The 21244-nt window shown below is 39.2% G+C and carries 20 protein-coding genes, 1 tRNA gene and 1 pseudogene; 15 read left to right on the forward strand and 7 right to left on the reverse strand.

All coding sequences use genetic code 11. The features are described 5' to 3' along the window. The 4 genes from OGM63_RS23975 to OGM63_RS23990 all read left to right on the forward strand — a co-directional run. On the forward strand, positions 1–1088 hold a 1088-nt coding region (locus tag OGM63_RS23975; RefSeq protein ID WP_263748185.1), incomplete at its 5' end, for a group II intron reverse transcriptase. Between the two features lie 83 nt (positions 1089–1171). Continuing rightward, positions 1172–1375, forward strand: coding sequence for a DUF2839 domain-containing protein (locus OGM63_RS23980; protein ID WP_318528541.1), 204 nt, complete (start codon positions 1172–1174; stop codon positions 1373–1375). 856 nt (positions 1376–2231) lie between these two features. Next, complete coding sequence (locus OGM63_RS23985; protein WP_263748187.1) at positions 2232–2576, forward strand: DUF1815 family protein; 345 nt, start codon at positions 2232–2234, stop codon at positions 2574–2576. A 44-nt stretch (positions 2577–2620) separates the two neighbouring features. Then, entirely contained in the window at positions 2621–2851 is a 231-nt protein-coding gene (locus OGM63_RS23990) for a hypothetical protein (RefSeq protein ID WP_263748188.1), read from the forward strand. A 188-nt stretch (positions 2852–3039) separates the two neighbouring features. On the opposite strand, the gene OGM63_RS23995 is transcribed toward OGM63_RS23990, so the two are convergent. After that, positions 3040–5124, reverse strand: coding sequence for a CHAT domain-containing protein (locus OGM63_RS23995; RefSeq protein WP_263748189.1), 2085 nt, complete (start codon positions 5122–5124; stop codon positions 3040–3042). A gap of 120 nt (positions 5125–5244) precedes the next feature. Here OGM63_RS23995 and OGM63_RS24000 point away from each other — a divergent pair, with 120 nt between their 5' ends. The 3 genes from OGM63_RS24000 to OGM63_RS24010 all read left to right on the forward strand — a co-directional run bounded on the left by OGM63_RS24000 (position 5245) and on the right by OGM63_RS24010 (position 6788). Then, positions 5245–5739 carry an acyl-CoA thioesterase gene (locus OGM63_RS24000; RefSeq protein ID WP_263748190.1) on the forward strand — a complete coding sequence of 165 codons (495 nt, stop codon included), beginning with the start codon at positions 5245–5247 and terminating at the stop codon, positions 5737–5739. 259 nt (positions 5740–5998) lie between these two features. Further along, complete coding sequence (locus tag OGM63_RS24005; RefSeq protein ID WP_263748191.1) at positions 5999–6277, forward strand: type II toxin-antitoxin system TacA family antitoxin; 279 nt, start codon at positions 5999–6001, stop codon at positions 6275–6277. Continuing rightward, complete coding sequence (locus OGM63_RS24010; RefSeq protein WP_263748192.1) at positions 6270–6788, forward strand: GNAT family N-acetyltransferase; 519 nt, start codon at positions 6270–6272, stop codon at positions 6786–6788. The genes OGM63_RS24005 and OGM63_RS24010 overlap by 8 nt, the downstream gene beginning before the upstream one ends. Positions 6789–6888: 100 nt before the next feature. Here OGM63_RS24010 and OGM63_RS24015 read toward each other — a convergent pair whose 3' ends face one another. The 3 genes and pseudogenes from OGM63_RS24015 to dxr all read right to left on the reverse strand — a co-directional run. Beyond that, positions 6889–7092 carry a hypothetical protein gene (locus OGM63_RS24015; protein ID WP_263748193.1) on the reverse strand — a complete coding sequence of 68 codons (204 nt, stop codon included), beginning with the start codon at positions 7090–7092 and terminating at the stop codon, positions 6889–6891. Between the two features lie 375 nt (positions 7093–7467). Beyond that, positions 7468–8019: a tetratricopeptide repeat protein gene (locus OGM63_RS24020; RefSeq protein WP_263748205.1), complete on the reverse strand. Its 552-nt coding sequence runs from the start codon at positions 8017–8019 to the stop codon at positions 7468–7470. Continuing rightward, a pseudogene (gene dxr / locus OGM63_RS24025) lies at positions 7999–9180 on the reverse strand (1-deoxy-D-xylulose-5-phosphate reductoisomerase); the annotation flags it as partial. The gene OGM63_RS24020 and the pseudogene dxr, both read right to left, overlap by 21 nt. Positions 9181–9699: 519 nt before the next feature. On the opposite strand from dxr, the gene OGM63_RS24030 reads away from it, so the two are divergent. The 7 genes from OGM63_RS24030 (at position 9700) to OGM63_RS24060 (ending at position 18224) form a co-directional block, all read left to right on the forward strand. Then, complete coding sequence (locus tag OGM63_RS24030) at positions 9700–10440, forward strand: class I SAM-dependent methyltransferase (RefSeq protein WP_263748195.1); 741 nt, start codon at positions 9700–9702, stop codon at positions 10438–10440. A 204-nt stretch (positions 10441–10644) separates the two neighbouring features. After that, a complete protein-coding gene (locus OGM63_RS24035; protein ID WP_263748196.1) occupies positions 10645–11631 on the forward strand; it encodes a glycosyltransferase family 2 protein in 987 nt (328 codons plus the stop codon). A 66-nt stretch (positions 11632–11697) separates the two neighbouring features. Continuing rightward, a complete protein-coding gene (locus OGM63_RS24040) occupies positions 11698–12066 on the forward strand; it encodes a DMT family transporter (RefSeq protein ID WP_263748197.1) in 369 nt (122 codons plus the stop codon). Between the two features lie 193 nt (positions 12067–12259). Continuing rightward, a complete protein-coding gene (locus tag OGM63_RS24045) occupies positions 12260–13585 on the forward strand; it encodes a mannosyltransferase family protein (protein ID WP_263748198.1) in 1326 nt (441 codons plus the stop codon). Between the two features lie 155 nt (positions 13586–13740). Beyond that, the gene (locus OGM63_RS24050; protein WP_263748199.1) at positions 13741–15126 is read left to right on the forward strand and encodes a DUF2079 domain-containing protein; all 1386 of its coding nucleotides are present in this window, start codon (positions 13741–13743) and stop codon (positions 15124–15126) included. Positions 15127–15245: 119 nt separating this feature from the next. Continuing rightward, on the forward strand, positions 15246–16493 hold the full coding sequence (locus OGM63_RS24055) for a mannosyltransferase family protein (RefSeq protein WP_263748200.1): 1248 nt from the start codon (positions 15246–15248) through the stop codon (positions 16491–16493). 822 nt (positions 16494–17315) lie between these two features. Next, positions 17316–18224 (forward strand): polysaccharide deacetylase family protein, encoded by a 909-nt coding sequence (locus tag OGM63_RS24060; protein ID WP_263748201.1) that lies wholly within the window; start codon positions 17316–17318, stop codon positions 18222–18224. 489 nt (positions 18225–18713) lie between these two features. Here the strand turns inward: OGM63_RS24060 and OGM63_RS24065 are convergent. From OGM63_RS24065 to hisF, 3 genes are all read right to left on the reverse strand, one after another. Continuing rightward, positions 18714–18786: transfer RNA gene (locus OGM63_RS24065), tRNA-Ala, on the reverse strand. Positions 18787–18895: 109 nt separating this feature from the next. Beyond that, entirely contained in the window at positions 18896–19102 is a 207-nt protein-coding gene (locus OGM63_RS24070) for a hypothetical protein (RefSeq protein WP_263748202.1), read from the reverse strand. Positions 19103–19204: 102 nt separating this feature from the next. After that, the gene (hisF, locus tag OGM63_RS24075; protein WP_263748203.1) at positions 19205–19975 is read right to left on the reverse strand and encodes an imidazole glycerol phosphate synthase subunit HisF; all 771 of its coding nucleotides are present in this window, start codon (positions 19973–19975) and stop codon (positions 19205–19207) included. 154 nt (positions 19976–20129) lie between these two features. On the opposite strand from hisF, the gene ruvB reads away from it, so the two are divergent. Beyond that, positions 20130–21224, forward strand: coding sequence for a Holliday junction branch migration DNA helicase RuvB (ruvB, locus tag OGM63_RS24080; protein WP_263748204.1), 1095 nt, complete (start codon positions 20130–20132; stop codon positions 21222–21224). Positions 21225–21244: the final 20 nt, after the last annotated feature.

The raw sequence follows: 21244 nt of genomic DNA on the forward strand, positions 1-21244 counted from the left end.
ATGATGCCCAGAAAAACTTGTTCTTAAACCTAAGTTCCAAAGCCAATGGAATCAATAAAAGAGTGATACAACTCGATATTGAAAAGTGCTTCGATAGGATAAGCCATACCACAATAATGGAAAACCTGATAGCCCCAAAAGGCATCAAATCAGGAATATTCCGTTGCCTCAAAGCAGGAATAAACCCAGAATTTCCTTCCCAAGGTACACCTCAAGGTGGGGTGGTGAGTCCACTTTTAGCTAACATCGCTCTAAATGGGATCGAAAGTATCCATCAATACCATGTTAACAGTGGTCAAAGAGTCACAGTTAACACCTCAGAGAAGGATATTACAGAACCATCAATCCGATACGCGGACGATATGGTAATCATACTCCGACCTGAAGACGATGCAAAGGAAATACTTGCTCATATATGCCAATTTTTAGCCAACAGAGGAATGAAGCTTAGTGAAAAAAAGACCAAGCTCACCGCTGCGACAGATGGTTTTGACTTCCTTGGCTGGCACATAAGCGTGCAAAGTAACGGTAAATTTAGATGCACTCCCTCAGTGGAGAATTTCAAAAAGTTCCGTCAGAAGGTAAAAACCATTGTTAACAACTCGAATTATGGTTCTAAGGTAAAAGCCCTTAAGCTAGCACCAATAGTTAGAGGATGGAGGAACTACCACAAGTTCTGCAAGATGGACGGGTCAAAGTTCTCACTTTGGCACACCAGTTATAGAACCTATAAGGTATTTAACAAGGAAACAAAACTTGACCGTTACTCGACGAAGAAATTGATAGACAAAGCGTTCCCATCGGTTCCTTACTCCGAAAACAAACACACTAACGTTAAGGGAAATAAATCACCCTACGATGGAGATATGGCTTACTGGAGCGAACGCAATAGTAAGTTGTATGACGGAGAAACCTCTAAGGCATTAAAACGCCAAAACCATACATGTGGTCATTGCGGTATGAAGTGTATAAGTGATGAACGAGTACACCTCCACCACCGAGACGGGAATCACAACAACTGGAAAGTTAAAAATCTAGTTGCTATTCACGAATCCTGTCATGATTATACCCACATGAGCAAAGGGTGAAAACCCTAAGAATATCGGGAGCCGTGTAAAGCGAAAGTTTTACGCACGGTTCTAACAGAGAGGTGCGGAGGATAATATCTCCCATCGACTCTACCAAAACTGCTCTGGGAGAAAAATTCGGTCAAGAAAATCGCATCTTGCCGTGGGTTCCCATTACCAAAACTCAATCCGAACAATTTGTCCAATGGACTACTAAAGGTGCCTGGATTGGCATTGTCCTTACGGTTATCGGCTGGATCACAATCCGTTTTATTGGTCCTGCTTTCGGTTGGTGGCAAGTCGTCTAAATCTAGTTTCGGGTAATTTTTACATAAAAGATAGCGATTAGCAACCAAGCTGTCTTTTATGTTTTTTTGTGTAAATCTGATGAAAATAATAACTTTTGTATCTAATAGTACTGTTTACCAAAATCAGTCACAAAACTTTTTGTATTTTATGCAACTGTTTCTGAAAAACTCATCCAAAGGCTGAAAAACCTGCCTAAATGGCAACATGGCGTTTTTGAGTTTAGTTATTCTCAGTGATAAGACCACAGGTTTTGGGTTTTAGATTAGACTTCTATTAAACTTAAGAAGAGGTCTTACAAGTAGCAGTTTTATCTTGAATACGGACGGATACAATCGATAACTATAGATTCAGCCCGACCGAAAACCGACAATTTAGCAGATTATCTGCCAAGCTAGACCTATACTTAGGCGATCGCTTTCTGGTTGTCTGACACAACATAACCTAACCACCTGATAAAAAGTTAATCAGAAGACGTAAAAAAGCGTGAGAGCTTATGCCAATCAAAAATCTGGCTGTAAATTCGCGAAAAAGATATGATATGTATCTTTTGCGTAGTTGACTTGTTTGAAATTTGCGCTACTCTGAAAGCGGATTGCTTTGTGTAAGCATCTACTCTGGCAGAAGATTATAAGGGTAAGATAAAGATTCTCTATTCTGTCTGATATTTGGGATCTGTAAACTGAATATTTTGATACGTAACGCCAACGATTTATCCACTACCCTTAGCAAGGTAGTCACTCAACGACTCAACATTCATCTGGAAATTGTAATGAATAGTTTACAATACCAGTTGATGAGAAAATCTAAAGAAAATATAAATTTGAATCAAATGACAGTGGTGTTTGGAGGAAAAACGTGTTTCTAAGACTAGCGCAACAACATCGGCAATTTGTTCAAGACTTGGTAATGAGCCTGCAAGCCTTGGCAATTGTACTTGAGCGACGTGGATATCTTGCGTCTTGCTATACCTGCGGCGACCAGATGAATAGTGCTTCGTTTATGGTTAGTTTGGGCGACAATCATCTGATTCGCTTTTTGGTGTCTGATTACGGGATCACTTGGACGGAGATGCGGGACGATCGCGAATTAATGAAGTTGGAAGGTGCAGAAGCAATTAACCAATTACAGGAACTTGCCAATATTGTCAAGCAACCTACGCCAACTTCTACAGGTAATAAAACTCTCGCCAAGAAGTGTTAATTTTTGTGTCTAATGGAATATTGAAAAAATGGACAAAAGTGTAGATGTCAATTTGGGAATTGCTAACAGGTAATTGGCAATTGGCGATCAGTCGGATGGGTGGCTGTGCTATGCTCCTACGCGACAACGGGGGAATCCCAACGCTCGTATTCCTTAAGTCGGGAAAGCCTGACTGTGCAAGTCGCTACGCAACCTGGCTCGATTTGAAGGAGCTGCGATCGCGTGGTATTTGTGGCTTGCACGATCGCCTTTTACCTAGACCCGATTATCACTAAAGTCATTGGCTGCCTTGTCTGGCTTTCGCTTCAAAGAAAATCACAAGATCATTACTTAATAAAAGTATTCTTTTTGTCGCCTCTATCAGAATGCGTTTATTTTAAGCTAAGATAAAATTGCCAATCTCTGGTCAGAAATAATTTGTAAAATTGGCATTTTCTTTTCACGTAGGTTTTTGGGTCGCATATTATAACCCATTACCAATCAAAATGAAAGGTGCCCAATAGTAGGGATGATTGAGACTACCGCCAACAAGTGCGGGGATGTTGTTACTACCGTTTTCTTGTTTACTGATAGGGGATTTTCCTGTAATTAAAGCAATTTGTGCTTGCCTTAAAGCTTCAGATTTTGGCAGCTTACTCGAAGTGAGCAAAGTATAAAAAGCACTCATTAACGTTTCTGTACCACCATCATCGACAGCCCATAATGAAGCGATCGCTGCCCTAGCGCCGGTTTTTTGCATTTGATAGCCAAAGCCCAAAATCTCTTCACCGTTGCCTAGTTTGCCCCCCAAGCCGGTTTCGCAGGCACTTAATACTACTAATTCCACACGGGGTAATGACCAAGTTGCGACATCTCGCAAGTTAATGCGATCGCCATTTCCAAATAAAATAAAAGAGTTTTCTGGTCTACCGGTCACAAACGCGGCATGAGTAGCAAAATGGACAACCGTATAGTCATCCAATTGTGGCACAGTGGCAGCAAGGCTGAAGGCATCATCTAAAATTTTCTTGGTTCCGGGAACGATGTTTGCCAAGCTTTGTACTTCCTGCGCTGCAAAGGGCAGACCGGAAAAAGCAAACTTTCGATTACCAACTGTAACTTCATAATCACCTTTCGTAAAGGCAGCAGCTAAAATCCGCAATTTAGATTCGGGTTGGGTGTTGAAATTAGTTAAGCTGGCAGCGGTGATGTGATTGATGGCGTAGCGCTGCACTAGCCATTGCGTGCCATCATATAAAGCGGCAAGAGGAATGTAGCGCAACTGTTCATCTGGTGCATAAATTATAGTTTGTGTACCAGCTTGCTTCAAGTCGTTTTCTATCGGTTTAATTACCCAGTCATACAACTGACTTCCAGGTTTTTTGGGATTTTGACTGGGACTTTGTAAAGCTTGACGGAAAGCTAAGATTGTTTCGTTTAGTTTTTTGCGTTTGACAGGCACGCTGCGATGAATTGGTGGTGAATCAGCAGTTACCAGTATCAATTCCAAGCTATCTTGTAAAACTAGTGGATAGATGAGGACGGCTTTTTTGGGTAATCGTGCCAAATTATCCCGAATTTCGTTAAGACTCTCCAAATCTAAATTTTGCCGTCTGCTTGTGCGGTTAATATGTTCCACCTGGGATCTCACCTGAGGACTATTAATAAAATTGTTAAATCGATCCAACAGTTGTTGTTGATTTGTTACCAGTTGAGCGATACGTTGTTTTTGTTGAGCCGATCGCCTTTCTGGAGAAATCTGACGTAATTTTGTCAGTTCTTTACCCAATACAACAGCATTATCTAACGTTTGATCCAACTTTTGTTTCGTTGGTTGTTCCTCTGGGGATATTTCAATCCCTTTGGCAGTGCGTCGATTTCCAGGTACATTCCGGAGATATTGTTGTAATTCTTCGACTTTGAGTAAATCCATAGTCCGCTGCGCTTGGGAAATGTGTCCCTGCACTCGCAGTAATCTTTCAGCCAAAGTACGATATGTCTGGGCAACAGTTATGCTGTAAGCATCCGGATCTACTCCTAGTGCTACTGGTACAAGACGTGCGATCTCGCGGTTGATCAGACAATGCTTGTAGAAAAAAACTGCTAAATCTGGTCTATTTTGAACATCGAAAAGATAACCGATGTTGCTGTAGGTCTTGCCAAGTTGAACGCGATCGTCTAATTCTCTGTTAATGAATAAAGCTTGCTGATAAGATTTAAGTGCTTGTGAATACTGACCTTGCTTTTGGTACACTCTGCCAATATTGTTCAGTGTCACCGCTTCCCACCACCGTCCTCCACTGTCTGTGGTCAATAATAGCGCTTTCTGCAATGTCTGTAATGCTTGTTCAGAACGATTTGCACTTAATAGTTTAATCGCCTCGGCGTTTAGCCGCTTAACTTCTGATTGGCTATTTTTCTGAGGTAATGCTTGAGCGATTTCTCGGTAATTATACTCTGTATTTGCATTTAAATTTACTAATTTATTTGCTGAAAATGCCGTCCCCAAACCTGGGAAAAGAAGTAAACTAGCAATAGCAAAACTCAAATAATAAAAATGAGGGCGCATAGTAAAACCCTCACCAAATAAGGTGAGTGTTAATTTTAAATTATTAAATTGTACAGAAAAACTAATTTTTATACTATTACAGTTGTCAAAAATCTCTAGCTATTGTTAAGAAAAGTTAAAATGTCTGAAGAAAAATCAAGTCAACCACAATTATCGCCAACAAGTGCCCTTGACACTCCAACTCTAAGGGCATTTGAGAATTGGTTTGAATATCTGATCAGAGTGCAACCCCACCACACTGATTATTCAGGTGTTGTGTGGCACGGTTCTTATATTGCTTGGTTGGAAGAAGCAAGAATAGAATGCTTGCGATCAATAGGGATCGAATTTGCTGATTTAGTGGCTTTAGGATGTGATTTACCAGTTGTAGATTTGTCGTTGCGCTATCATCGGGCAATTCGCTTAGGTATGACAGCAGTCGTCAAAACGCGGATGAGTGAGGTGACTGGTGTGCGTATTAATTGGGACTATACAATTGAATCACCAGATAGGCAAGAGTTATATGTTACTGCTAAGGTGACTTTAGTCGCGGTAGACAAAGAAAGAGGTAAAATTATGCGTCAGTTGCCTGCAACTGTTCAAGATGCACTCTTCGCGGCTTTCGCTCCTCGATGAATAATTGATTGGTTGGAGCGTTGGAGCGTTGGAGCGTTGTTGCCGACACCCTAGAAGGGTGCGGCTATACAACCCACATTCCGCACCCAAGAGTGTGCCAGTTGCGTAAGTCCTGAGTGTGATAATACTGTTTTATTTACGCACTATCTATGATTAAGTATTATTACGGGAAAAATGTATTACGTATTTTTCTCATAAATACAGTTGTCGGGACAATGTGTGTATGATATGTTCGAGATATCTTTAGGGCTAAATAAAAATGAGTAGTTTAACTGAATCAAGGTCAGAACGTATAGATATTCGCACTACCTGTAAAGTTAAAAAACTTTTACAACAAGCAGCGGCTGCAAGTGACAAAAATGTTAGTGAGTTTTTATTACAAAATGGTTTGATTGCCGCACAAGAAACATTGACTAATCGTCGTCTTTTTGTTTTAGATGATGAACAGTGGCAAGCTTTTCAAGATGCTCTTGATTCTCCGTCACAAGAAAAGCCAAATCTTGCTCGTTTGTTGACGGAGCCAAGTGTATTTGAATAATTCATTACCCTTGGATAAACCTTATATTGTCAAATTGTCGGTTGAACACAATTTCCAAAATTTTGATTGTGGAAAACCGACTTTAAATAAATTTATTATTGATTATGCGTTACAGAATCAACGTTCTGATAGTTGTACAACTTATGTAGCTATCTTAGGCAGTGTTGTAATTGGTTATTATAGTTTAACAGTAGCTTCTGTAGCTCATAAAGACGCTCCAACACGAATTGTAAAGGGTTTGGCTAAGTATCCTATTCCTGTATTACTATTAGCGCGTCTTGCCGTTGATAAAAATTATCAATCAAAAGGTTTTGGTAAAGGTTTATTAAAAGATTGTTTGAAGCGTGTTAGTGCAGCAGCCGATATCGTAGGTATTCGTGCTTTACTGGTTCATGCAAAAGATGATGAAGCATGTAAATGGTATAAGCAATTTGACTTTGAAACCAGTCCAACTGACGAACTTCATCTGTTTTTAATGCTAAAAGATATTCGTAAAAATTTAAAGCAATGAAAATATATAATAAAACCGCTATTCTGACGAGTTATATCAAAAGGGTGCGGAATGTGAGATATTTTATTCAGTTATTATTTGTTGGTTAGATGACTAACCGTTATTTCCCCCTGCCATGTATTTGCGACGACAGTGTTTGAGGCAAGTGAATTATCTGATTCCAAATATCTTGAGGAGTAATGCCATAACTTATTTGTAATAAAACAACGATCGCTGCAATAGTGATTGCACTGCTAACGGTCGTTTTTAATATCTTCACTAATATTGTAAATACTATCCACGCTACAATTAAAGCAACTAACATATTATTAATTCCTTAAAAATCACCCTTGAAAAAAGTCTTGTGTTTAGTAACAATTAATGCGGCTTGTCGTTAGACATCGCTCTTTTACCCAAGTTAAATTAGTTACTATAATCGAGCTTTTTATCCTTGGGCATTTTTTGTATAATTGTCCTGCGCTTAACATACCATAAAGTGACACAAAAAACGGTATGTAACGTAACTTTTTATCAAGTATTTAATAACAGTTGATAGTTATATAAAAATAAATGCCCTCAGACTAGAAGTCTGGGGCTACACAAACAAAGCAGGCACACGCAGGCTAAATGCATTTTTTCTGTCTTTAATCCACGCAAATGGATAGACAATTGAAGAGTAGGTTATTGCAAAAAAGAGTTTTTACAACACGTCAATAATGTCCCAAGATAACTGTTTACTTGTTCTAATATTGTTGAGACAATCCAACGCTTGTTTATAGTTAGCAATATCTCCTTGGTCAAAAAACAAATCTATAGCTTTTTGTAAATCCTTACTTGAACCCTGTATATCTTTAAAATCGTAGCGGGCACGACCTCGATTGTGGTAGGCAGCTGCATAGTCCGCATCAATGCGAATTGCTTGATTATAATCTTCAATTGCTTTCTGATTATTCCCCTGTTTGCGATAAGTGTTACCCCGGTTGTAGTAGGCTTTAGAATTGTTAGAATCCAGATTAATTGCTTGGTTATAATCTTGGATTGCTCCCTGAATATCTCCTAGTTTTAAACGAGCAACACCTCGATCGATATAAGTATTAACGTATTCGGAATTGATACTCAATGCTTGATTAAAAGCTTCTATTGCTCCTTTGTAATCTTTTTGCTGTGCCTTGTCTAATCCTTGGTTGTGAAATTCTTTAGCATCAGCCTGATTTGAATGCTTTGTGGCAATAATTACTTTACTCTGACTAATTAATTTGCTTGCGGTTAAAACTTCAAGTCTTGCCCATTTATCAGCTGCCACAATATCATCTAAAGAAGGATTGGCAGAGTTATCATCTCTAAAGCGATCGCATACCGATTCAATACAGCGAGGAATATCTAAAAATCGAATTTTCTCATCTAAAAATAATGCTACAGCTTGTTCATTTGCTGCATTCAATACCGCAGGCATAGATCCCCCAGCTTTACCCGCAGCGTAAGCTAATTTCATGCAAGGATATTTTTGGTGATCTGGTTCAGTGAAAGTTAAATTTCCGGCTTTGACCAAATCTAGTTGTTGCCAATCAGTGGGCAGGCGATCGGGAAAAGATAAAGCATATAATAAAGGTAAGCGCATATCAGCCCAGCCTAATTGAGCTAAAACTGAAGTATCTTGCAACTCAATTAGCGAATGAATAATACTTTGAGGATGAATGACAATATCAATATTTTCATAATCCATCCCAAAAAGGAAGTGTGCTTCAATCACTTCCAATCCCTTATTCATCAAAGTGGCAGAATCTACAGTAATTTTCCGACCCATCGACCAATTCGGATGCTTGAGAGCGTCGGCAACAGTCACATCTGCTAATTTTGCTACATCCCAATCACGGAAAGACCCACCAGAAGCAGTGAGCAAAATCCGCCGCAAACCGCCTTTGGGAACACCTTGCAAGCACTGGAATATAGCAGAATGCTCGGAATCGGCTGGTAATAATTTTACCTTATGTTTTTCAATTAACGGTAGAACTACCGGAGCGCCGGCGATTAAAGTTTCTTTGTTTGCCAAAGCGATATCTTTACCAGCTTCGATGGCAGCAATGGTGGGTAGCAAACCAGCACAACCAACGATACCGGTGACGACAGTTTGGGCTTCACCATAACGGGCAACTTCGATGACTCCAGCTTCACCTGCGAGTAAAATTGGTTGGGGATCGAGGTCAGCGATCGCTTCTTTGAGTGCAGGTAATTTATCTTCATCGCAAATCGCTGCTATACTTGGTCGAAAGGCGCGAATTTGAGCCGCTAGCAATTCTACATTGCGTCCAGATGCCAATCCCACAATGCGAAACTGTTCTGGGTACTGGGAGACAATATCTAAAGTCTGAGTACCGATAGAGCCAGTGGAACCAAGCAGAGTAATCGCTTTCATAATTGTTTAATATTTAAAGACAACTTTACTATAAATTGCTGGGGACAACTGAAGCGCAGCAATTAGATAATATTTTTCTGATCGCGATCGCTGTTTCCCAAAATCACAAAAGTGTTAAATTTGACACATTTATTGCAGATTTACCACTCTTATGTAAGAGGATGCATAAAACAATCTCAAACATACTAGCTAGAGTTAATAGACAAACGTCGTGGAAAAGATGTAGAGACGTAGCAATGCTACGTCTCTATAAGGGTTGTGAGTAACGCATAATTAAAGAGCGATCGATGTCTGATGCCTCAAGTTCAGGTATTTATCATCAAAGCTGGATGGAGAAACGACTTTTTCTATGTGTCGTTAAGTGTAGCTCTCGATATGTTATTATCTCGCCATCCTCGTTGGGGATACCTAACACTCTTGTTCTTCCTTCGCAATTTTATTTGCGAGTTTTAATATTAGATTTGCCCAAAAACTTTGGGGAGGCTAAAAAGTCAAATCGTGAATAATAAGTAACACCTTATGGACAAAGACTTTTACCTACAGTATGCATCCGTTGAAGATAAACATTGGTGGTTTGTTGGTCGGCGTCTGATTATAGAGCAAGCGATTCGTAAACTAAGTTTACCAAAAAATGCTCAAATTCTCGAAGTCGGTTGTGGTACGGGTGGTAATTTGAGAATGCTAAAGAGTCACGGTCAAGTTTCAGCGATGGAGTTGAATGAAACCGCTTGTAAAATTGCCAATGAGCGGCAAGTAATTCCGGTGAAATTGGGTGGCTTGCCTGATAACATTCCTTTTAGCAATGAGTATGACATAATTCTCATCCTTGATGTTTTGGAACATCTTGATGATGACTTGGCAGCGATGACCGCATTGCAGACAAAATTAAAGCCTGGAGGTTCTTTGTTAGTTACGGTTCCTGCTTACCAGTTTTTGTGGAGTCAGCACGATGAAATTAACCATCATAAACGTCGTTATGTATTGAAAAATTTGCAACAGGTTGTGAGAAAGGCTGGCTATACTGTGCATTACAGCAGCTATTTTAACTTTTTTTTGTTTCCTATCGTTGCAGGCGTGCGTTATGCGCGAAAATTGCTAAAACTTGAAAGTAATTCTATTGATAACAGCGATTTGCATTTGCCCCCGAAACATATCAATAAGTTTTTAAGTCTATTATTTGCAAGCGAACGTCACTTAATGAATCGATTGAGCCTTCCTTTTGGCGTATCTATTTTGCTTTTAGCACACAAAAGTAAATGAAAGTCAATACCGTTCAGTTAAGCCCAAAGTACGAGTGTAGAGACTTCGTCCGATCGCGTCTCTACAGGTCTAAAATCAGTCCCAAAAATCCTTAACACGCCCGCGTATTGGAAAAAAGTAAGTAAACTATGAATTTATTTAATAAAATTTATAATACTTATTTAAAAAGCAGTGTATTTCAGTGGTAAAAACACAAACAGCACAGTGAATCAACCAATTTACTCTATAGTTATACCGATTTATAACGAAGAAGAGAACATCACCGAGATGTATCGTCGTCTGAGTAATTTAATTGAGCAATTAGATGGTGAGGCTGAGTTAATTTTAATTGACGATGGAAGTAGCGATCGCTCTTTAAACATGATCCGCGAACTTCACCATTGCGATACTCGTGTGCGTTACCTCAGTTTTGCACGCAACTTTGGTCATCAAATCGCCGTAACTGCGGGTTTGAACTTCGTTCAAGGCAAAATTATCATCGTTATGGATGCCGATTTGCAAGACCCCCCAGACCTAATTTTAACCATGATAGAAAAATGGCAACAAGGCTATCAAGTAGTTTATGCCCAGCGTCTATCTCGCAAAAAAGAAAGTTGGCTCAAACGCTTGACAGCTTATGCCTTCTATCGCATACTCAGGATTTTAGCTGATGTCGATATACCACCCGATACAGGTGATTTTTGCTTGATGGATCGGCAAGTGGTAGATATTCTCAATGCAATGCCCGAACGCAACCGCTACATTCGCGGTTTAAGAGCGTGGGTAGGTTTTCGCCAAACATCTGTACATTTTGAACGAGATCCGCGCTTCGCTGGCAAAGAAAAGTATACCTTCGGTAAGTCTTGGGCATTAGCAGTGAATGGAATAGTTTCCCTGTCAAAAGTTCCCTTAAGACTAGCTACTTATTTAGGAATGCTCTCCGCAGGTATAGCCTTATTAATGATAGTCTTAGTGCTGTACTGGCGCTTATTCGATCCAGCTTCTCCATTAATTGGCTTCACATTAATTACAATTGGTCTATTTTTCTTGGGTTCTGTCCAATTGTTTTGTATTGGCATTTTAGGCGAATACATTGGTCGTATTTATGAAGAAGTCAAAGGTCGTCCTATTTACACTCTCAAGGAAATTGGCGATGTAAATCATACATCAACAACGCCATCGTCTCAGCCATATCATCATCGATCAAGTTAATTTTTAGCAAATATATTAAAACACTAAATTTGCATTTATCATAACAATAATTTACCGGAAAGTTTTGTGACTTTACAAGAATTTGCTTTACTATTGATGTCTGTTCTCGCTAGTGTGACAGGACAGTTTTTTTTAAAATTAGGCGCACTGAAGCTAGACAGAGTTAATTTAGGTAATGCTGTTAATTTAGTTTTGGGCATTATTAGAACACCGGAACTTTTAACCGGACTAGCTTTCTACGGTCTAGGTGCTGTTGCTTACATTCTTTTGTTAACAAGAGTAAATTTAAGTGTTGCCGGTCCTTCTGCATCACTGGTTTATGTTTTTTCAGTCTTGTTGGGTTACTTCATCTTTAAAGAATCAATTCCCTCGATTCGCTTAATAGGCTTAAGCTTAATTGTCGGTGGAGTTATATTAGTTGTTTGGCAAAAATAAATCTTTTTTGGTGAATTGAAATATGAAACTTAAAAATCAGGTCTGTTAAACTCTTACAAGGAGTGCGAATTGGAGCGAACGGACACGTTGCTCACTCCTCCAAAAGCGCACTTCATTTGTCCTCCTAGAAGTGAGATAAATTCATATCTTGATTCAGCAACGCTATAAATCAAATTATAAAGGTGACAAATAAATGACAAATTCATTTAATGAAAATATCACCAAGCTAACAGCAGATATAAACCACAAAAAACCTCAACTAAAAAATGTTTTATTTGTCATAGCAATGTGGCTATCTAGCCGACTTTTGATAGTCGTTACTATGTTGTTCATTTCTCCTTTATTTCCTGCCCCAAATGGTATAGCTGCCACATTTAGCTGGGATGTTTTCACTGCATGGGATAGTGTTTGGTATCAGCAAATTGCAACTAATGGATATCAACCTTCGGATAATGGAGCATTATATTCAACTGCATTTTTTCCGTTATTTCCCTTAATTATCCGAATATTTATGAATCTTGGCTTGCCTTTTGCAGTGGCAGGCACATTGATAAATAATTTTGCATTTTTAGCAGCTTTGATAATCCTGTATTTTTGGGTAAACGAAAGTTATGGTAAAAGTGCGGCACGGTGGGCAACTGCTGTTTTAGCATGGTGTCCTTATTCGCTTTACGGAACTGTAGTTTACACAGAAGGACTCTTTTTATTATGCAGCATATCTGCTTTGCGAGCCTTCGATAAAAGACAATATATCTCAACAGTTTTTTGGGGTGGATTAGCTACAGCAACACGAGTAACTGGAATAACACTTATACCTGCCTTTTTGTTTGTCTCCTGGAAAGAACGCAGAGGTTTAAAAGCCTACTTTGCTAGTTTAGCTGTAGGTAGCGGTTTTGTTTTTTATAACCTGTATTGTCAAATTAAATTTGGTGACGCTTTGGCATTTATTCACGCACAAAAAGGATGGCGTTCTTCGGTGGGGTTTGACTGGCAAGGTTGGTGGAAAATGTTGAGGCAAATCGTCATCGGTTCCACTAATCAAAATGGCTCTCTTCAAGATCCGTTGCATCCTTTCCTATTCACAATTGTTATCGTTAGCAGTTATTTTTTATGGCGTTTTCGCGGCAAGTTCGGTGCTGCTAAGGTGCGCTATGGATTTTATTTATTATGGATTTTGCTATGGTTATTAACACGCAATTCCTTACCTAACGATCCATTTACAAGCGAACCATTAATTAAAATATTACTGATTTTTGGTGGTGTCTATTTATTATGGTTTTCCCGAAATAAAATTCCTCTGGTTGCTGTTATATATGGTTTTTTATCCTATGCTTTGATTCTGAATACTGGACTTGTAGCTTCTGTTGAACGCTATGCTTATGGTATTGTGTCGCTGTCGTTTGCATTTGGTTTATTGCTTGCTCGTTATCCGCGTTGGGGATATGCAATCATGGGATTTTTTGCCATTGTTTTAGCTACCTTTGGTATCCGATTTTCTCAAGAACTTTGGTTAGCTTAAATTGTAGTAATTGGACGAATAGAATTCGCTACTACACAAACGCTCGTCCACCTACGTGGACTTAATAAAATAACCCGCGTAGGCGGGTTTGGTCTGTGTAGCCGCGATTTATAATCGCTACGAGAAAGAAATTATTCAAAATTGGTAGAGGTGATATGGTAAAAAAACTAATTATGTTTGGTACTGTTGGTTGGATGATTGGCATCAGTGCCGTAATTTTATTTGCGTGCAGCAGTTTGCGACACATTTTGTTTCAATCAACCGCTTATGATTTGGGAATTTTTGATCAGGCAGTTTACTTAATTAGTCAAGGACAACTGCCTGTTTCTAGTTTTATGGAATATCACATTTTGGGCGATCATGCAGCTTTTATTTTTTATCCCTTAGCTTTATTGTACAAAATCTACCCTAGTGTTTATTGGTTATTTGCGGTGCAGGCAGCTGCTTTAGCCTTAGGTGCATTGCCAGCGTGGTATTTAGCACGTCAAGCTAATTTGACACCGCAGCAATCCATCGCAATGGCATCTGTGTACTTGTTATATCCAGTGGTGTTTAATATCAATTTGTTTGATTTCCACCCAGAAGCGATCGCTCTCCCTATTTTATTAGCAGCGGTATGGTTTGCACGGCAAGGTAAAACTGGATGGTTTTGTCTCAGCATTATCTTAATTTTAAGTTGTAAAGCAGTTTTATCCCTAACAATAGCTGCAATGGGTGTTTGGTTAATTTTATTTGAAAAACGGCGCTTATGCGGTATTATTGCTCTTGGCGTTGGTGTTGCCTGGTTCTTAATTAGTTCTCAAATGATTATTCCCTTTTTTAGTGGTAGGGAAGCAGCCGCAGTTGGACGTTTTAGCTATTTAGGTAATTCCGTTAAAGAAATTGCTCAAAATCTAGTATTAAAGCCGGGATTGGTATTAGGAAAAGTTTTGTCATTAGATAATTTCGGATATTTGATTTTACTGCTTGCACCTGTAATATGTTCACTTTCTTTTTCAGGTATGGCACCTTTAATCAGTGCGATACCTTGTGTGGCAATTAATCTAATTGCTGACTACCAACCTCAAAAAGATTTGGTGCATCAATACTCTTTACCAGCACTGCCATTTTTGTTGTTAGCTGTAATTTCCAGCCTCGCAGCAGGTAAGGGGTGGTTGCAAAACAAACGAGCAATTATTTTGTGGTCTTTAGTGACTTTCTTTGCTTTAGCAAAGTTTACCCATTTTGGCGGAAAATATTTAGAATCTCTGGATACTTGGCAAGCTACACAAGAAGCGATCGCTCAAGTTCAAACTAAAGGAAGTGTTTACACAACAGCGGCAATTTCCCCCCACTTGGCACATCGGCAATTAATTAAATTGACTGATGCTAATTCACCACAAACTGATTTAACCATCTTTGATTATATATTGTTAGATGTCCGTCACCCTGGCTGGGCAAGTAATTCACAATTTGCTACTAGCTTATTAAATCAACTCAAAACTAAACCAGAATTTAAGTTGAAATATCAACGCGATGATGTTTATTTGTTTACCAAATAAATAATGTATCCATCGTAGTGAGCGATTTATCGCTCATAGCTTGAATTTTAAGGGCTGAAGCCCTTACTACCTAATAAAGAGTTTATTATCTAGTTAGTAATTTGGGGTGAGATATTTTGATGATAAATAAAAATAAATTATTTTTTCCACTTTTAATGTGGCTATCTAGCCGCATATTTATCTGCATAATCATGTTAGTGATTGTGCCTTTAATTCCACCTTTACCCGGAGGAGTTGCGGCTAAATTTGGCTGGGATGTTTTCTTTTCTTGGGATAGTAACTTTTACGAAGCGATCGCCACTTTTGGATACAATTACTCAATTCCGGGAAAGCAATTGCCATCGGTTGCTTTTTTTCCCTTGTTTCCTTTAGTTACTCACGCATTCATGAGTGTTGGCTTACCTTTTAAAGTCGCAGGCACATTGATAAATAATCTGGCATTTTTAGGAGCGCTGATAGTATTATACGCTTGGATGAATGAGCGTCATGACAAACAAAAAGCGCGTTGGGTAACAGCCTCTCTAGCTTGGTGTCCGCTGTCTTTATTCGGCACTGTGATTTACTCTGAAGGACTGTATCTTTTGTTTAGTACAGCGACTTTAAAAGCTTTTGATAAACAACAATATGGTTGGACAGCGCTCTGGGGTGCGATCGCTACCGCAGCACGTCCTACGGGGATCGCGCTGATACCTGCGCTAATGCTAGTCAGTTTGTGGGAACGCAGAGGTGTAAAAGCTTACATTGCTAGTTTAGCCGCTGGTGGTGGTTTGTTTCTTTTTAGCTTGTATTGCCAAGTTACAATGGGGGACGCTTTAGCATTCCTTCATGCTCAAAAAGCATGGCGTCCGTCATTGGGTTTTGATTGGCTGCGTTGGTTAAAGATGATAATGCAAATTGTCGTCGGTACAACTAATTGGAAGTATGGCTACATTAAAGACCCTTGGCATCCACTGATATTTGCGATTATTATTGGTAGTGCTTCTTTATTGTGGTATTTCCGCAACAAATTGAATGCTACTAAGGTAAATTATGGCTTTGCCTGCTTAGGATTATTCTTGTGGCTATTAGCTGGTGATCCTTTGACTAACGTTGTGATGATATTTGGTGGTACATATTTGTTATGGCGTTTACGTGGGGAACTTAGTTTAATTACTGTTGTCTATGGTCTTTGTGGCATCGGTATGTTGCTGGCATCGGGAGGTACAATTTCTCTAAATCGTTTGTCTTATGGTATTGTATCGCTGGCGATCGCATGTGGGGTACTGCTTGCTCGTGATTATTTTTGGGGACGTGCAGTTATGGGTTTCTTTGCCATTCTACTTGCTAGCTTCGCTGTCCGATTTGCTCAAGATCAGTGGGTAGCGTAGAAAGTTTTTTTGGTCTGCTTTGTATCCTCATCTTAAGTGCTATAGTCGCTACAACACAAATTGAGAAATTATTTAACTCAGGCATTTAGTATGTAAATATACATAATTTTTGAGGTGTTGTCAGTGTTGCTCGTATTCAATATTACTTTTTGATTGCAAATTCAATGCTTCAATGAGACTAGAATACACAAGATTTTAACTTACTCAAACAACACTTTTTCCTTTTTTAGTATTTATACTTAGTATAATGACATATAGTAGTATCACTAGTGCATCTTGCTTCATCTAAACTATATTAAGTTAATTTACATTCAAGTAATTAACAAACGGCAAAAGATACATTGAGTCAATTGAAAATTTAAGTATGTTTTCAAAAGGAAGGAATAACATTTAGCAGTACAATATTTTTTGTCAAGTATGAACGATAAAGCATAAAGGATGAAAATATTAAATTTTGGCACTCTTTTCCAATAAAGCCTGTTGCCTTGGTCTCCGACAAAAGAAGGATAAATCATTTCTGAAGTATTAACTTCATTTTTTATCTGGCACTTAAAATTCAGATTAAAGAATAACAAATAGGAGTTACGCAAATTATTTTTTATTCATATAGCTATTATTAGCTACTATCGCCTCAAGCCGGATAATCTAAGCTGAAATTAAACTTGTGCAATTAATTTGCTCAATTTTCTTATATTTCTGTTAATCAGTTGTTAATTCTTCAGGATTACCAGAAACTAACTTAGTATCTAATAATTACAAAAAATGTGCTATAACATACCCTCAGAACCGAGACTGATGGTTCACCCTTGAAGGAGCTATGACGTGGAAAACAATAAGTCGTTTTTTTGGTCCCAAGGAATCATAATTGCTCTGCTTGCCTTAGGTAGCAGTTTAAGCCTTGGTTTAATGATGCCTATTAACCGAAAAGCCTCCGAGGCTAAAAGTGAAACAAGTATCAATTTAGTCAGTGAAAATACTCGTATACAAACAACTCAGCGCATCGAGCAATTAAAATCCGCGATGCTGAGAACTTGGCAACAAGAAGCTAAAGCAAAGGGTATTGCTTACAGTGTGCCACAACGTTTTCAAGGGGTAACGATCGCAGAGGCAAAACTCAGTCAAGGTCAGAAAGTAATTGCTCTTACCTTTGATGATGGTCCTTGGCCAGGAAGTACAGCTAATGTACTGGATATTCTCAAAAAAAATAATATCAAAGGCACATTTTTTGTTGTTGGGCAGATGCTTAAGGAGCATCCAGATTTGGGTGTGCGAATTGTGACTGATGGTCATGTGATTGCTAACCATACTTGGACTCACAGATATCATTTCATGAATCCACAAGTAGCGGCTTATGAAGTTGACAGCACATCTGACTTGATTTATCAAATTACTGGTGTGAAAACAACTTTGTTTCGACCACCTGGGGGAATCATGAATAATGGGGTGGCTGCTTACGCCAGAAACCAAAAATATACAATAGTGATGTGGTCTGCTGACTCTGTAGATTACAGCCGTCCTCCCATTTCTAGATTGATCCGTAATGTGACAAAGGAATCAAAACCAGGGGGTATTGTGCTGATGCATGATGGTGGTGGTAATCGTTCTCACACTGTGCAAGCTCTACCAGAAATTATTGACTATTTTAAAAAGCAGGGTTATAGCTTTGTGACTATACCGGAACTCTTAGAAATGCAAAATAAAGACCAGAAGCTAATGACAGCCAAAAAGTAATAGTTATTAGTTATTAGTCATTAGTTAAGTTAGTAACAACTAAAAACTAATATATAATCCAATACCGTTGGTGTTAAACCCCAAATCCTCGTAGAGACGTTGCATGTGCTACGTCTCTACATACATACAATTTTTACCACCAATTTCTTAACACGCCCGCGTATTGATATATAATCAGGTTTATTAACCATTATATAAAACAACCACTAATTTCTAATAGAAAAGGGCACGCAGTTCAACGTGCCCTTACTAATAATTAACAATCCTAGATAATTTTTTGATGGTGTTCAGATTCGGTGACTTCGCATTCAATTGTCGGGAATCTAACTTTTCACGCTATTATTTAAGACTGCTATGCCAAAGCTCAATTGCGATCGCTCTGGCTCATCCACACTACAAACATTACAATCTCCAGAAATTAACTATAAGCTAAATATCAAATAAACTACCAGCCCTTACTTTCTTGAAGGGCTGGTAGTTTATTCTACATGGAGGTAAGCGGGTTCGAACCGCTGACCTCTGCAATGCCATTGCAGCGCTCTACCAACTGAGCTATACCCCCTTGTGATGCGTTTTCGATTATATCTTAATAATTTGCGCTTTGTCAAGATTGCCATCCATCGCCCTTCGCTAATTACTTCAAATATGTCAACCTGATAAAATACACACGGCTATGAAAGACTATTCGTAGATACTTGCAACAGATAGCTCATACAGTGTCCCATCAGAAAATAAACTACTAACATAGCCGCAGCAGCTAAAGCAACCAATGTACCAGCCAACATTAAAGAAAACTCTTTATCCTGAAAAGCTTTTTCCATAAGGTGTAGTGACCATGCCACCAGCGCCACATCAAATACTAAAATAGGAATCAACATTTTTTTTTAAATTTATTAATACTTGTTCACTAATCTTAACACTGTTTACAGGTACTGTGTCTAACCTTAGATAGATGTGGTTATGCGAAAAACTAATGATGACTATACAATTCTTACTGGTAGAGAGCGATCGCGCAAATAATTTTTAATTTCCGCCACACTTAATTGTCCGTAATGTAAAAGTGACGCCAGTAATGCGGCTTCTGCTTGACCTTTTGTGAGAGCATCGTAAATATGTTCGCATGTTCCCGCGCCACCAGATGCAATTACTGGAATTTGTACCGATTGCGCGATCGCCCTTGTTAAATCTAGGTCATACCCAGCTTGAGTACCATCAGCATCCATACTTGTTACCAGGAGTTCACCTGCTCCTCGTTTTTCGACTTCTTGTGCCCAAAGTAGAGCATCCTTACCAGTATTTTCCCTTCCTCCTCGTACATAGACATCCCAGCCAGGGTTACTAGGGTCTTTTCGGCTTCTGGCATCAATAGCAACCACAATGCATTGATTACCGAAGCGATCGCTTGCCCGATTAATGAAATCTGGATCGCGTACCGCTGTAGAATTAATACTAACTTTATCTGCTCCCGCTCGTAACAAAGCTTTAACATTTTCTAAGGATTGAATTCCTCCGCCCACAGTTAGAGGAATAAAGACCTGTTCAGCCGTACGGTAAACTACATCAAGAATAATGCCTCTGTCTTCATGAGTCGCCGTAATATCTAGAAACACTAACTCATCAGCACCAGCTTCGTTGTAAACCTTTGCCAATTCTACGGGATCACCAGCATCCTTCAAGTTGACAAAGTTAACTCCTTTTACAACCCGTCCCGCCTTGACATCAAGGCACGGTAAGATTCTTTTAGATAACATAGCAAGTTTGCCAATTTTCCTTAATTGTTCGGAAATTAAATTTTAAAGCTTATGAGTTGATTTCAGAACTAGTATTCACTTCACCCGTATTTATACTCGTATTAGAGATGGGTGGTGCTCAGAAGTCGTGCAGTAAAAGTTGATAGCAGCAATTATGGCGATTATCTCCTCTAAAAAACAGCCTCAAGAACCCAACAAACAACCAAAACAGTCTCACCAGACCCAAGCAACTGCAAAACAAGACATTTTGCAACCAGAAGCTGCTATTGATGAAGGTAAGCAAGAAGAAAGCATTCGTCCACACCGATTTGCTGATTACATTGGGCAAAAAGACTTAAAAGATGTACTAGAAATTGCAATCAAAGCAGCAAAATCCAGAAGTGAAGTGTTAGATCACTTACTTTTATACGGTCCGCCAGGATTGGGTAAAACCACAATGGCAATGATTTTAGCATCAGAGATGGGGGTAAATTATAAAATCACGAGTGCACCCGCGCTAGAACGTCCCAGAGATATTGTCGGGCTATTAGTGAACCTTAAACCCGGTGATGTTCTCTTTATTGATGAAATTCATCGCCTTTCGCGGATGACTGAGGAAATTCTCTATCCAGCGATGGAAGATTATCGCTTAGATATCACCGTTGGGAAAGGTTCGAGTGCGCGAATTCGGAGTATACCACTTTCTAAATTTACATTGGTGGGGGCAACAACCCGCGTCGGTGCTTTAACTTCACCATTGCGCGATCGCTTCGGCTTAGTTCAAAAACTGCGATTTTATGAAGTCGAAGAAATGACCCAGATTATACAACGCACCGCTCAATTACTCCAAACCCCCATGACTAAAGATGGTGCCACAGAAATTGCCCGTCGTTCGCGAGGAACACCCAGAATTGGAAATAGGCTACTTAGACGAGTGCGTGATTATGCGGAAGTAAAAAAATCGGGTGAGATAACCGAAACCGTAGCAGCCGAAGCATTGCAACTATTTCAAGTAGATCCCTGCGGTTTGGATTGGACAGACCGGAAAATGTTGAGTGTAATAATTGAAAACTTTAATGGTGGTCCTGTAGGTTTAGAAACCATTGCCGCAGCAACGGGTGAAGATACCCAAACAATAGAAGAAGTTTACGAACCCTATTTGATGCAAATTGGCTATTTAAGTCGCACTCCTCGTGGGAGAACAGCCACAAAAGCAGCATACAAGCATTTGGGCTTCACACCGCCGAATCAGCAGATGTCTCTTTTGTAGCGACATGAAAGGGGGATGAG

The sequence above is a fragment of the Plectonema radiosum NIES-515 genome, from assembly GCF_025753815.1.
Taxonomy (GTDB): Bacteria; Cyanobacteriota; Cyanobacteriia; order Cyanobacteriales; family Nostocaceae; genus Hassallia; species Hassallia radiosum_A.